The sequence below is a fragment of the Streptomyces nidicola genome (genome assembly GCF_050106155.1).
Taxonomy (GTDB): domain Bacteria; phylum Actinomycetota; class Actinomycetes; order Streptomycetales; family Streptomycetaceae; genus Streptomyces.
Genome location: NZ_JBNBPI010000001.1, coordinates 5,675,336 through 5,688,133, shown reverse-complemented (window position 1 = coordinate 5,688,133; position 12,798 = coordinate 5,675,336). Strand labels below are relative to the sequence as shown.

Genomic DNA, 12,798 nt, shown 5'->3' with positions numbered 1-12,798 from the left:
CGAAGTCACCAGGGGCAGGGCGTGGCGCCGTGGGCGGGGTTGCCCACGGTTCGGTGCGCCGGGAGAGCCACCCGACCCTGCGCCGGGAGAGTCGCCCGCCCCTCGGCCGGGAGAGTCGCCCCGCCCTGCGCGGGGAGAGCCGCCCGCCCCTGCGCCGGGAGAGTCGCCCGACCCGATCGGGGGGTCCCCGGCCAGGGTTCCGGCAGTACGGTGTCCCCCATGCGCCCCGACACCCCTGCCACGCCCGCCGAGACCGACCGTGCGAACCATGTCGCGGAAGCCGAGCGCCTGGAGCGCACGGCGGCGATGTACCCGGAGGACGCGGAGCACCTGCTCCTCCAGGCCGCGGCCCACTACGAACTGGCCGAGGCCCGCGACCGCGCGACCACCCTCTACGACGGCCTGCTGTCCGCCGAGGCCCCCCAGTCCCCCGCCCTGATCCGCGCACTCAAGGCAGCGAACCTCTGGGAGTACGGCCACGAGGCCGAGGCCCAGGCGATCATCACGGGAATCCGCACGGCGGCGCCGCGCGACCCGGCGCCCTGGGTGATCGTGGCGGAATCCCTCGAGGCCCACGACGAACTCGAACAGGCCCACGAGACGTTCACAGAGGCCCTCGACCTCCTGGTTCCTTCCTCGGAGCGGGAATCGGGAGTCCCTCTGCCGAAGCACCCCTTGCTCCTCGGCCGCCACCGCGTGCGCCGCATGCTCGGGGTGGAGCACGACGCGTGGGACGCCCTCGCCGACCAGGCCAACCGCACGCCGGTCTCCCTGGACGAACTCCACGACCCGAAGCGCACCTGGGCCCTCGGCTCGGAGAACCCGGCGGAACTCCAGGCCGAAATCTCCCGCATCCGGGCGGAGTTGGGCTCGTACAGGGAGGCCCTGTCCCGCCCCTTCCCGGTGGCAGTCCTGCACTGGCCATCGCCGGAATACACAGAACTCCTGTCGGCATACCCGACCCTGACCTCCGAATACCCCTCCTACGAGGCCCACTTGTCGTCGACGGAGGCATCCCTTCGGGAACTGACGGCATCGGGCACGGCCAACGTCGGCATCGTCACGGGCACGGTCCCCTCCTACGAAGCCTTCGCCGCCTCCGAGGGCTCCTCCCCGGAGGACGTCTCCCTCCTCCCGCAATACGCGACGACGCTGGCGGCGCGGGGGCGGGCGGTGGCGTGGCCGCCGGCGGCGGGGGCGGGGTGTTGGTGTGGGTCGGGGAACGCGTATGCGTCGTGCCACGGTGACGCAGCCTGAGGCCACGCTCCTGAAGCGCGCCCCTCACGTTCCTGATACGGGATCGTCAGGGCCCTAAGCCCTCCGTTTCGAGGGCTAGGGCCTCTATGTCCGACCCGTGCAGTATCTTCACACTCGTTGACTGAACCGTCGGGCCGCCCCTCCCCCACGTAGGCCCCGCCGCGTGCGTGAGATGGATGCGAGTGGAAGCGACCATGCCCGAGATACCCAGTGCCGACTGGCAGTACGAGGTCCCCGTCACCGGAAGCAAGCAGCTTCCGCCTGATGCCGGATACGGCAAAGCCCTGACCAACCAGGGCTACGACTTCGAGGTCGCCGTCGCCGACCTGATCGACAACTCCATCGACGCCGAGGCTCGTAACGTCGTCGTCCACTTCCTGCGCGACGACAACCGCGTCGTCAGCCTGCTGATCGTCGACGACGGTCGCGGCATGGACGACGGTGGCCTCGACGCCGCGATGACCGTCGGCCGACGTCGCGCCTACGGGAACGGCGCCCTCGGCCTCTACGGCACCGGCCTCAAGGCCGGTTCCCTCTCCAACGCGGCCTCGCTCAGCGTCATCAGCCGCACCCGCCGCAGCCGGGCCGCCGGACGCCGGCTCACGGCGGCGGGCATCGAGGACGGCTTCCGCTGCGACACCGTGGACCCGGACTACGCCCAGAACCTCATCGACCGCTACGACGGTGTGATCCAGTGGCAGGGCACGATCATCCGCTGGGACCAGGTGCGCGACTTCGACACGGTGGCCCCCGGCCAGATCGAGCGCTTCCTCTCCGAGGCGATCGGCCGTCTCGAGCGCCACCTGGGCCTCCACCTGCACCGCTTCCTGGCACGCGACGACCTGAACATCGACATCGTCGTCGAGCACGTGGACCTGCCGGGCGAGGAGCTGGAGCACATCGGAGTCGAGCCCCTGGACCCCTTCGGCTACAAGCTCCCGGGCCGCCCGGGCTACCCGGCCGAGCTGACCGCCCCCGTGGAAGGCGCAGGCGACGTCGTCCTGCACGCCCACGTCTGGCCCGCCAAGTCCAAGCTTCCCGGCTACCGCGACATCGGCCCTCTCGCGGACCGCCAGGGTTTCTACTTCTACCGCAACGACCGCCTCGTCCAGGCAGGAGGCTGGAACGGCCACCGCGCGGCCGAAGGCCACCTCGGCCTCGCCCGCATCGCGGTCGACCTGCCCGTCGCCCCCAACGACGTATTCAGCCTCGACGTGAAGAAGAAGGGCGTCACCGCCACTCCCGCCTTCGCGCGCGGCATCGAGAAGGCGGTCGACACCGAGGGCCGCACTTTCCGTACATACCTGGAGGCGGCGCAATCCGCCTACCGCGAGGGCAACTCACGCACCGAGATCGAGCGCAAGCCCGTCATCTACCCGGGCAAGGGCCTCGACCCGAAGATCCGCCGCGCGGTCCGCCAGGAACTCCCGGAGCGGGGCAGCGAGGATCCGATCACCTTCAGCTGGGTTCAGCTGTCCGAGGACCGCTTCTTCGACATCGATCGCGAGGACCACGTCGTCCTGCTCAACAAGCAGTACCGGGACGCCTTCAACGCGGGCCGCCGCGGGGGCCTCAACGACGCACCTGTCGCCAAGACGATGCTCTACCTCCTCCTGGAGGACTGCTTCGCGCTCGGCCGCTGGGAGAAGCGACGGCAGGACCGGCTCGACTACTGGAACACAATCATGCTCACGGCGGTGCTGAGCCAGCGGGAGCGCTTCTTCGATGGCGAGGAGAACGCCTGATGACAACCGCCCCTGCGACATTGCTCGAGATCCACTCCGAGGCACTCGACAGCATGACGCGCCGTCCCCGCCCCTTCCTCGACGCGGCGGCCGATATCGCCGAGGAGGACCATCCTGGCGCCGATCTGAGCCAGGAGACCCTCCGAGCCCTGCTCGCCTCGGGAGACGCGCCCCTCGTCGACCTGTGGACGCGCAGGCTCACCGACTGGGACTTCGCCGATGCCCCGCGCTGGAGCCAAGGCACTGAGACCCGCACGGACGAACGCCGTCAACTGGTCTACGAGCGGCTCGGCTTCGACCCGGAACTGCGCAAAGCCCTCGACGCCGTCGCCCCCGTCCACAAGGATCCGGGTTCCGTGGTCATCACCGGGGGCTCCACCACCTGGACCCCCTGGTACACGCCGGACCGTGCCGCACGGAACGCCTTCTACTGGCCCAAGTACCGCGAGGTACTGGAACGCAAAGGCCTGCCCGCAGCGGCTGTCGGCCACCTCGACGAGGCCGCGCGCACTGTCGTGGAACGCATGGCGGACCCGGAGCAGAGCAAGCCCTGTCAGACCAAGGGCCTCGTGGTCGGCTACGTACAGTCCGGCAAGACCGCCAACTTCACGGGCGTAGCGGCCAAGGCCATCGACGCGGGCTACCGCCTGATCATCGTCCTCGGCGGCACCCTCAATCTGCTGCGCGCCCAGACCCAGCGCCGTCTCGACAAGGAACTCGTGGGCCAGGAGAACATCCTCGGCGGCGCGGACCCGACCGACCCCGACACTCTCGTCGGCATCGACTACGTCGGTGACGACGACGAATGGGACGACTTCGTCTCCTTCGGCTTCCGACCGTCACAGCAGGGCCGCCCCGACATCGACCGGCTCACCACCCGCGACATGGACTACACCGGTCTCCAACAGGGCATCCGAGCCCTGGAATTCGAGAAGCGAAACCGCCGGGCGCCCCTCTACGACCCGGAGAACCTGCACCACACCGCCGCCCGCATCGTGGTGGTGAAGAAGAACAAGTCGGTCCTGACCAAGCTGGTCAAGGACCTCAAGCAGATACAGGCCCAGGGCCTTCTCGCCGAGATCCCCGCGCTGATCATCGACGACGAGTCGGACCAGGCGTCGGTCAACACCACCGACCCGAAGAAGTGGGAAGGCGACGCCCCGCAGCGCACGGCGATCAACGGCCTGATCTCACAGTTGCTGGGTCTGTTGCCGCGGTCCCAGTACGTCGGCTACACGGCGACCCCCTTCGCCAACGTCTTCATCGACCCGGCCGACGGCGAGGACATCTTCCCCAACGACTTCCTCATCTCCCTGCGGCGCCCCGAGGGGTACATGGGCGTACAGGACTTCCACGACCTGGAGTCCCCGATCCCTCCCGAGGACCGCACTGTCGCGAACTCCCAGGAACTCGCGCACGTGCGCGGTGTGTACGACTCGACGGGAGACCGTCTGCAGGAAGCTCTGGATGCGTTCCTCCTCGCCGGCGCGATGAAGCTCTACCGCGCCGCCCATGGTGTGTCGGAGAAGCGCTTCCGCCACCACACCATGCTCGTCCACGAGTCTGTCCGCATGGCGGAGCACAACCAACTCGCCGACCGGATCGACAGGTTGTGGCACGAGTCGGCGCCGCTCGGCCCTACCGGACAGGCCCGGCTCCGCGACCTCTACGCATCCGACTTCGCACGCGTCAGCGAGGCCCGGGCCGACGGCCTGCCCACCCCGGCCTCCTTCGACGAACTGCGTCCCTACCTCTCCCGGGCCCGTCAGCTCATCAACAAGGGCGAGTCGGCCGTGGTCGTCGTCAACGGCGACAAGGAAAGCGACTACGCCAAGACCGATCTGGACTTCGACCGCACCCCGCATGTCTGGAAGATCCTGGTCGGCGGCACCAAGCTGTCGCGCGGGTTCACGGTGGAGGGGCTGACAGTCACGTACTACCGCCGCAAGACACAACAGGCGGACACGCTCATGCAGATGGGGCGATGGTTCGGGTTCCGGGAGGGATACCGGGACCTGGTGCGTCTCTACATCGGGCGCGAGGAGACGCTCCGCCCGGCGACGGCAACCCGACCGGCCACGACTGTGGATCTGTACGAGGCGTTCGAGGCCATCTGCCGCGACGAGGAACTCTTCCGCGACCAGCTCTCCCGCTACGCCGAACTGGTTGACGGCAAACCTCAGTTGACCCCGGCCCAGATCCCGCCGTTGGTGTCCCAGCACCTGCCGTGGATCAGGCCTTCGGCTCGAAACAAGATGTTCAATGCGGAGTTGGTGGAGGTGCGGTCGCCGGGCGCGTGGGTGGAGCCGACGGCATACCCGGACGTTCCTGGGAGCCTGGCCCACAACACCGACTGCTGGGAACCCGTGCTCGCTGCTCTGGACGCGGACCCGGTGCGGTTGGCGGTCGGAGAGGCGCTCCCGTACGAGGCGCGGGTGGGAACCGTCTCCCACAACACGCTGATGAAGACTCTGTGCGACCTGCGTTGGTCGCTCCCGAGCCAGTTCTCACCGCATCTGGAGTTCCTGCTGGGGGCGGGGTCGGGCCTGACGGCGATCGACGACTGGTGCGTGATCGCGCCGATGCAGACGTCGGCGCGGCGGCGCGAGGCCCGCATCCTGGGCCACGGCCCGTTCACACCCGCTCGACGGGCCCGTCGCCGTGGAGCGCTGTTCGGCGCGATCAGCGAGCCCAAGCACCGCGCTGCCGCCCTGCGGATCGCCGGTGCCCTCACCGAGGTCGGTAACCCGACAGTGGAGGAGCACGTACGCCCCCGCCGTGGCGCCGTGCTGCTCTACCCGGTAGTGGAAGCCGAGCCGCAGCTCTCCCCCGACGGGACGATGGCCCCGGAAGAGCTCGTCATGGCCTTCTCCTTCGTGGCCCCGGCGTCGTCCGTGGGAGCGGGACGCCCGCTGGTCCGATTCCGCACCATCGACTCGAGCCGGCAGGATGCAGTCGTCATCGACACCGGCGACGAACCTTCCTGAGGCACCACTGCATGGACAGCGTGAGACCTTCCTCCCCCGGCGTCTCTGCCCGCATGTCCCGGCAGGTCAGCAAGGACACGGCGGCCGAGCTCGCCGTCCGTCGCCTGCTGCACGCCGAGGGGATGCGCTACCGCGTGGAGTACCCGGTGCCCGGCATGGCCCGGCGCAGGATCGACGTGGCCTTCACGCGGGCCAAGGTCGCCGTGTTGATCGACGGCTGCTTCTGGCACGGCTGCCCACGGCACGCGACACAGCCCAAGGCCAACTCGAAGTGGTGGCGGGCGAAGTTGGACCGGAACATGGCGCGGGACGCGGAGACAACTACGCATCTCGAGTCGCTGGGGTGGGAAGTGTTGCGCTTCTGGGAGCACGAGGCTCCCGATGATGTCGTGGCCGTCGTGTCGGACGTGGTCGAGCGTAGGCGCGCGGCGAGGGGGCGGGGAGAACAGTGAGCGAGCTGACGTTCGTCGATGTGTGCAGTGGCGCCGGAGGACTGGCCCTCGGCATGGAGCAGGCCGGCCTACACCCCCGCCTGCTCCTCGACAACGACCCGCTGGCCTGCGAGATCCTCCGCCTCAACCGGCCCGACTGGCCGATCGACATGGCTGACCTGATGGACTTCGACCCGGTGGAGAGCAGCGAGGTCTACGACGTCGACGTGCTGCTCGCCGGGGTTCCACGGTTTCGGTCCAAGGCAACCGTCCAGCGAGCCTCGGACGACGAAGCGGTGCAGTTGTTCCGAGCGGCCATGTATCTCGTACCGGCCGTGCGCCCCAGGGTGTTGGTGATCGAGAACGTGCCCGCCATGGTGGAGTCGGAGGAGCTTGCACCGATGCGCGAGCTGGCTCACGCCGAATTGGAACACCTCGGGTACCGGCTGAACTGGACGGTGCTGAACGCGATGGACTTCGGCGTACCTCAGGACCGCAGAGTGGGGCTGCTCATCGCCGTACGCGAGGAGTACGCGGACAGGTTCCGGCTGCCGGTGTCCACTGTTCGTGAACCGGTCGCCCTCGGCGAGGCGCTCCTGGATTCCATGGTCTCGCATGGCTGGTCCGACGCCGCACGATGGGCGGCGCAGGCCGACCAGGTGGCACCCACCGTCGTGGGCGGGTCCACCAACCGCGGTGGTCCTGACTTCGGTCCACGTGGCTCCCAACGGCGATGGCAGCGGATGGGGGTGTACACGAAGTCGTACGGCGATACGCCGCCCGGCCCCGACTTCGTCTGGAATCCGGACCTGGGGGACACGGGCCTGGTCCGGGTCACCGTGGAGCAGACGGCGCTGGTCCAGGGCTTCCCGGCCGATTGGCGATTCACCGGCGGAAAGACCAAGCGGTACGGGCTGATCGCCCAGGCGTGCCCGCCGCCGGTGGCCAACGCGTTGGGGCGGGCGATCGAGAGCGCCCTGCGGCACCCGTCTCACCTGTCCGCCGGCTAGAATCCGATCCCGTACCACCCTCCCGAAGCAACGGAATCCACTGTGCCTGAACAACGCTTCAAGATCCTCGACCTTTTCGCCGGTCCTGGCGGATTGGATGTCGCGGCACATTTTCTCGGGATTCCGAGCATGGGTATCGAGTGGGACAGAAATGCCTGCCTGACGCGCTACCAAGCGGGCTTGGACACCATTCACGGCGATGTCTCCAAGGTGCGAAGAGAGCGCTTCTCGGAGATTCCCGAGGACTTCAACGTCCTGGCCGGCGGGCCTCCTTGCCAGTCCTTCTCAGTCGCAGGGAAGGGGAGAGGCCGGGGGCAGATCGAGGATCTCAGGAAGCTCATGAACCTCATGAAGGCCCTGGTGAACGATCACGAGAACCCTGAGATCGACAAGGAGCTCGGGAAGCTCGACCCTCGCGCCGCCCTGGTGTTGGAGCCGCTGCGTTGGCTGTTGAAGAGGAATGCCGAGTACGGCAAGCCCTACGACGCGATCATCTTGGAACAGGTACCGACCGCGTTGCCCGTGTGGCAGGAGTACAAGGAGATCCTGGAAAGCCTGACCGGCGAACTCGAATATGAATGCGCCGAACCGCATGTGCTCCGAACGGAACGCTACGGTGTGCCACAGACCAGGCAGCGAGCCATCTTCATCGCGCGGCGAAAGAAGGCGGACTTCGGAAGCGTTCCTGAACTCCCTAAGGGAATCTTCCGGAGCTTCGATCCACGGGCTCCGTACGAACGATCCGTCGATGCCCCTGTGCAGGAACAGATGCAGTTCGACGCTCACCTCGACTCGGCCGAGCCGGAGCCTTGGCGCTCCATGCACACAGCCCTGAAGGCAGCCGGTCCGTTCCTGCCCCACGCGGAGGGAACGACGGCCCTGCCGGAGAACTTCGTCGTGGTGTCCAACTACGGCTCCGGCGGCGACCCGAAGAAGCGGGGCAGGCGCTCCAGCCACTTCCCAGCGTTCACAGTGACCGGGAAGGTGTCGCGGAACGTCATCCTGGTCGACGACAAGGACCACGGACGGTTCAGCATCCCGGAGGCGGGTGCTCTGCAGACGTTCCCCGGGAACTACCCGTGGTCCGGAAATGATCGGTCGCAGCAGGTCGGAAACGCAGTCCCCCCGCTGTTCGCCATGCACGTCCTCGGCGCGGCGCTCGAGGTGCCCTTGCCGGAGGACCCGATCGAATCCGCACTCAAGTGGGAACCCGCGAGTGAGGAACGAGCCGCCGAACTCCGCGAGCGGGGATGCGGCGATGAGGACCGATGCACCGACCTGTGTCCTCCGCAGGACGAGGTCACGAAGAAGTGACCTCCTCGGCCTCGGCCGTGTCCGCCTCCTGATCACGGCCGCGGACCGGAGCGTCTTTGAAGAGGTCGGCGAACAGTTCCGTGAGAGTGTCGACCGACCCCTTCGGGACATGCGGCTCGGCGGGGCCGGTCGGCAGGACGAGGTCACCGCGGAGAGCGGTCTCGTAGCGGATCCAGTCGGCGACGGCGTTCGCGTCGCGCTCGGCATCGGGTGCGATCACGTCGTAAGCAAGGGTCATCGCGGCGGCGTTCACGACGGAACAGAGCGCGTTGACCTCTCGACCGGTCGAGACAGTTCCTCGGCTCAAGAGGACAGCGACAGACTGGGCGACCGGCCGGTGGTCCATGACGTCCATCCGTAGAGCCGTGTTGAGCATGTCCTGGTTCCTACAGGTGAGGACCGCGGGCAGGTAGTCGCCACCGTCTCGGAAAAGTTCGGCGGCCCACCACAGGCGCGCGAACGTCTGCTTGTAGTGCGGGCCCTGGAAGCGGTCGGCATTGACTTTTCCCGACCCACCATGGCGCCACACGACATAGTCGGGTGCCACGACAAGCGCCAAGTAGGACCAGAGTTCAGCGTCCGCCGCCTCGGCACGGGTCAGCCGCAGTGTCGCGTGCAGACGGGGGGCGAGCCACTCGTCCGCCGCCGTCGGCTTCTCGTTGCGGCACAGATGCATGGCCCGATCGAGGAGTGCTCGAACCGGTTCGGCCCGGAACCGGTCCTCCTCCGGCAGCGGTCGCGCGAGATCCGAGAGGGCGATCGGGCGCGGATTCTCCGTGCCGGTCAGCAGTCCCTCGGTGAGCTGTTCCGATGCTGTCTCCGCATCGAGCAGACCGAGGAACTCCGGGATGTAGGAGGGTTTTTCGGTGGTCACTCGGACTCCTCGCGGTCGATCTTCTCCAGTGCTCGGACGGTCTCGCGGACTACCTTGGCGAGGCTGGCGCGCTCCTGTGCGGCTGCCTGGATTCGGGACTGGAGCTCGGCCCAGCCGTGGTCCCCGGTGCGTCGTCGATGTACCTCTCGCAGGGCCTCGGTGGGAGTACGGTCCGGCAGGACGGTCTGAAGCATGTCCCGCAGCGCCTCGCCACGCCAGCCAACAGGAAAGAGCGGAGTGCCGTCGCTCTCGTCGAACTCCAGATCACCGAGCGCAGCATGGAAAGTGGCCGTCCACATGGCTTCGCCGAGTTGGGCGAGGAGAAGGCCGCCGACGACACCCGCGGGAGTGTCGCCCTGGGCGTCCAGGAGTTCGGCCAAGCGCTCCACATCGGCGTTGAGGCGGACCTCGGGCCGGTCGCCGGCCGCGTTGACCGACCAGGGAAGATCGGGCAGGTTCCGCAACCACGTGGGCGACCGGGAGAAGGCCGTCTCACGGACGGTGAAGGTCTGGCCGCGCTCCGGCTGGGCGGCACGTACGTCGACGATCCAGTTCTCGTCCGGCTCAGCCAGAATGCGCCCGGGGACACCCCCCACGGTTCCGACGACCTGCACGGTGAGTGTGGCCCGGTGCGAAACGTCGGCGCGCAGCACGTCCAGATCGCCGACCCACTCGGTGGGCTCTTCCGAAGGACGCAGCAGGGTGATGACACGGAGGTTGGTGGCGCCCTCGGTGAGGATCGCGCACACCGTTACGGCGGCCCACGGTTCACCCACGGCTGTCGCCTTGGCGGGGACTGTGGCCGAGACACGCAGGCGGGCCGTGTTCCAACCGACGGTGTCGGCGGATCCCAGGGCTGTGGTGCGGTCGGCGCTGACAGCAACATCGAGGTGCTCCCAGTCGCCGTCGGGTCCCTTGACGCTCGCCGCCTGCACACGCAGTGCGACCGTGCCCTTGAGCGTGGGGTACGGACGGATCACTCTCGCCATCAGCGCTGCTCCTTCTCACCGGTGCGGAGTTCGACGACGAGGCCACTGCTGCTCGCGCGGACGGGGTGGGTGGACGGGTCGGTGACCGCCCGGAAGGTGGCGCGGCGCGATCCAGGCAGGAACGTCAGCCGCCCCTCCTGCTCCACCCATTCGCATCCTTCGATCGGCTCGACGGTCTCCCAGGCGATGAGCGGCGCGCTCCCCGAGCGCACGGCGAACCGTGCGCTCGGGACGGCGAACACGGCCTCGGGAACGGAGCCCGGCTTGATCTCTCCGAATACCTCCCAGGCGCCGGAGGCGATCGGCTTCGCCTCCACGGTGTCGAGGACCGGCGCCGTGGGCGCGCCGCGCCCACGGCGAGGACGCGGTTTGGGCTTGTTCGGCTTCGTCATGGCCTTCGCCAACCCATCCCCGCCTACAGGGCTCTCCGTCTTGGGCAAGGCGACCAGTTGTCTGACGGCCGCATTCGTGTCACGGACGAGTGTGGAGATACGCCGGTGGGCCGAGTACGAATAGAGAGCGGCCAACTCTTCGGTCTGACGCCACTTGTTGTGTTCGGGCGGCTCGGCGGCACGCAGGAACCGCTCGGCCGCCCCGGCTCCCCGCACGTCGGCTCCAGCTGCCAGTCCGACCAGGAGAACGGCCTGGAACGGTCGCACGTTGCCGGGCAGCGCGGGCACGTGACTGTCACGCACGACCATGCGGTTGCCTCGCATGGCGACCAGCCGGTTGTGCCGGTCGTCGTCATCGTCTGCGCGCGTCACCAGGAGCACGGCGTCGTGCGGTTCACCACCCCTGGCGCCGCCCTCGAGGGGCACATTGACGGTGACGGTGGTGAGGGCGACGTCATCGGCGTGCGTCCGCCTGTCGACGGTGGTCCCGTTCAGGAAAGCACGGACGGCGCGGGTACGGGACGGCTGTTCCTTCTCCGGATCTACATGCTTCTCGGAGTCGATCTCGACACCGTCGCGGAGCACACGAACTGAGGCGTGCAGCATCGGGGCTCGGCCCCCGCCACCAGCCATCGCCGCCCAGAAGTTGCGACCGAGGGCCTTGAGCAACCGATCCCGCATGGCGAGCACGGAAGCCCCTTCGTCCTCGTCGCCCGCCTCGTCGGAGGTCCGTTCATCGAACGAGGCCATGTCGTACGCACCGACGATCAGGAAGGAAGTGCCGGGCTCGTCGCTGTCGCGCGTCAGATGGAGGCGCTCGATCTCATCGGCCTCGGCCCACCAGGAACGCGTGACCTCCGCGCCGGTCGACGCCGGATCGGGTCGGCCGAGCCAGGCCGGGCCCGCGAGAGCCTGGTCGCCGACCTGCCGCCAGGGCAGGTCGAGACGGCCTACGACGCGTCCGTGAGTGCGGCCCTCGTGGGGCTCGCAGAGCGTCGAGTTGATCAGAACCAGGCCGAGGCGGCTGGTTCCCCAGATGGTGGCTTTGCCGAGCCCGTATGAACCACCGGCGGTGGACCCTGCCTCCTTTCGACTGTCGAGTTGGCGGCGGACGACGGCCGCGAAGCGGCCGTCGTCGTAGTCGTCACCGGTGAGCCCAGAGGCGTTGTAGTCGTCCACGCGCAGCAGCACCAGGCGCTGCCGCTCACGCATGTCACGTAGGCCTGCGGCCACCACCCTGCCGACCTTCTGGTCCTGGTCGGCGACGGCTTCGTAGTGGGGCAGCAGTTCGTCCCACTGCGCGGCCTCGAGGAAGCGATGCATGTGCTCGCCGGTCAACTCGTGCAGGGTGTAACGGACCTGGACCGGGCGGCCACTCCCGCTCAGTCGTTCGTCCAGGCTGTTCTGGCAGGTCTCACGGGCGAGCACCTCGACATCCGGGTCGAAGGCGAAGGCTGCAGCATTACCCAATTCCCGTCCGCCGTCAGTGTGTTGTGGACGGTGGTACCAGGTCACAGGCAGACCCGCCTGGGTGTCCGTGGTGCGGGTGTGGACGGTCGCGGTATCGGTACCCAGGGCCGTGGCGATGCGTCCGATGGTCTCGGTACGCGGAGTGGCCCGGCCCGTGATCCAGGCGGAGACCGCCGCACGTGTCACTTCGATCTTTCCGGCCAACTCGGTCTGGGTCATGCCGGCGATCTTCAGCTGCCTGGCCAACCAGGGGCCGAAGTCCTCGCTCGCGTCCACGTACACCTGCTCTCGAAGTCGGGGCCTCGGATCCGGAGAGACCCTCGCGGGAC

At 68.2% G+C, this 12,798-nt stretch carries 9 protein-coding genes; 6 read left to right on the top strand and 3 right to left on the bottom strand.

Annotation, left to right across the window (positions count from 1 at the left end; genetic code table 11):
* Nucleotides 1-219 precede the first annotated feature (219 nt).
* From ACOKM3_RS25825 to ACOKM3_RS25800, 6 genes are all read left to right on the top strand, one after another.
* The gene (locus ACOKM3_RS25825; protein WP_426903407.1) at nucleotides 220-1,257 is read left to right on the top strand and encodes a hypothetical protein; all 1,038 of its coding nucleotides are present in this window, start codon (nucleotides 220-222) and stop codon (nucleotides 1,255-1,257) included.
* A gap of 194 nt (nucleotides 1,258-1,451) precedes the next feature.
* Entirely contained in the window at nucleotides 1,452-3,002 is a 1,551-nt protein-coding gene (locus tag ACOKM3_RS25820; protein WP_426903406.1) for an ATP-binding protein, read from the top strand.
* Nucleotides 3,002-5,989 carry a Z1 domain-containing protein gene (locus ACOKM3_RS25815; protein ID WP_426903405.1) on the top strand — a complete coding sequence of 996 codons (2,988 nt, stop codon included), beginning with the start codon at nucleotides 3,002-3,004 and terminating at the stop codon, nucleotides 5,987-5,989. The genes ACOKM3_RS25820 and ACOKM3_RS25815 overlap by 1 nt, the downstream gene beginning before the upstream one ends.
* A 53-nt stretch (nucleotides 5,990-6,042) precedes the next feature.
* The gene (locus ACOKM3_RS25810; protein ID WP_426903404.1) at nucleotides 6,043-6,441 is read left to right on the top strand and encodes a very short patch repair endonuclease; all 399 of its coding nucleotides are present in this window, start codon (nucleotides 6,043-6,045) and stop codon (nucleotides 6,439-6,441) included.
* Entirely contained in the window at nucleotides 6,438-7,430 is a 993-nt protein-coding gene (locus tag ACOKM3_RS25805; protein ID WP_426903403.1) for a DNA cytosine methyltransferase, read from the top strand. Before ACOKM3_RS25810 ends, ACOKM3_RS25805 begins: the two co-directional genes overlap by 4 nt.
* Nucleotides 7,431-7,472: 42 nt before the next feature.
* On the top strand, nucleotides 7,473-8,744 hold the full coding sequence (locus ACOKM3_RS25800; protein WP_426903402.1) for a DNA cytosine methyltransferase: 1,272 nt from the start codon (nucleotides 7,473-7,475) through the stop codon (nucleotides 8,742-8,744).
* Here the strand turns inward: ACOKM3_RS25800 and ACOKM3_RS25795 are convergent.
* Genes ACOKM3_RS25795 through ACOKM3_RS25785 form a run of 3 tightly spaced genes read right to left on the bottom strand, consistent with a single transcriptional unit; the run spans nucleotide 8,731 to nucleotide 12,745 of the window.
* A complete protein-coding gene (locus ACOKM3_RS25795; RefSeq protein WP_426903401.1) occupies nucleotides 8,731-9,618 on the bottom strand; it encodes a DUF6339 family protein in 888 nt (295 codons plus the stop codon). The genes ACOKM3_RS25800 and ACOKM3_RS25795 overlap by 14 nt on opposite strands.
* A complete protein-coding gene (locus tag ACOKM3_RS25790; RefSeq protein WP_426903400.1) occupies nucleotides 9,615-10,607 on the bottom strand; it encodes a hypothetical protein in 993 nt (330 codons plus the stop codon). Before ACOKM3_RS25790 ends, ACOKM3_RS25795 begins: the two co-directional genes overlap by 4 nt.
* Complete coding sequence (locus tag ACOKM3_RS25785; RefSeq protein ID WP_426903399.1) at nucleotides 10,607-12,745, bottom strand: helix-turn-helix transcriptional regulator; 2,139 nt, start codon at nucleotides 12,743-12,745, stop codon at nucleotides 10,607-10,609. The genes ACOKM3_RS25790 and ACOKM3_RS25785 overlap by 1 nt, the downstream gene beginning before the upstream one ends.
* Nucleotides 12,746-12,798 lie beyond the last annotated feature (53 nt).

Coding starts and splice junctions, on each gene's coding strand:
- ACOKM3_RS25825 (WP_426903407.1), top strand. CDS start 220: ATGCGCCCCGACACCCCTGCCACGCCCGCCGAGACCGACCGTGCGAAC.
- ACOKM3_RS25790 (WP_426903400.1), bottom strand. CDS start 10,607: ATGGCGAGAGTGATCCGTCCGTACCCCACGCTCAAGGGCACGGTCGCA.
- ACOKM3_RS25815 (WP_426903405.1), top strand. CDS start 3,002: ATGACAACCGCCCCTGCGACATTGCTCGAGATCCACTCCGAGGCACTC.
- ACOKM3_RS25820 (WP_426903406.1), top strand. CDS start 1,452: ATGCCCGAGATACCCAGTGCCGACTGGCAGTACGAGGTCCCCGTCACC.
- ACOKM3_RS25810 (WP_426903404.1), top strand. CDS start 6,043: ATGTCCCGGCAGGTCAGCAAGGACACGGCGGCCGAGCTCGCCGTCCGT.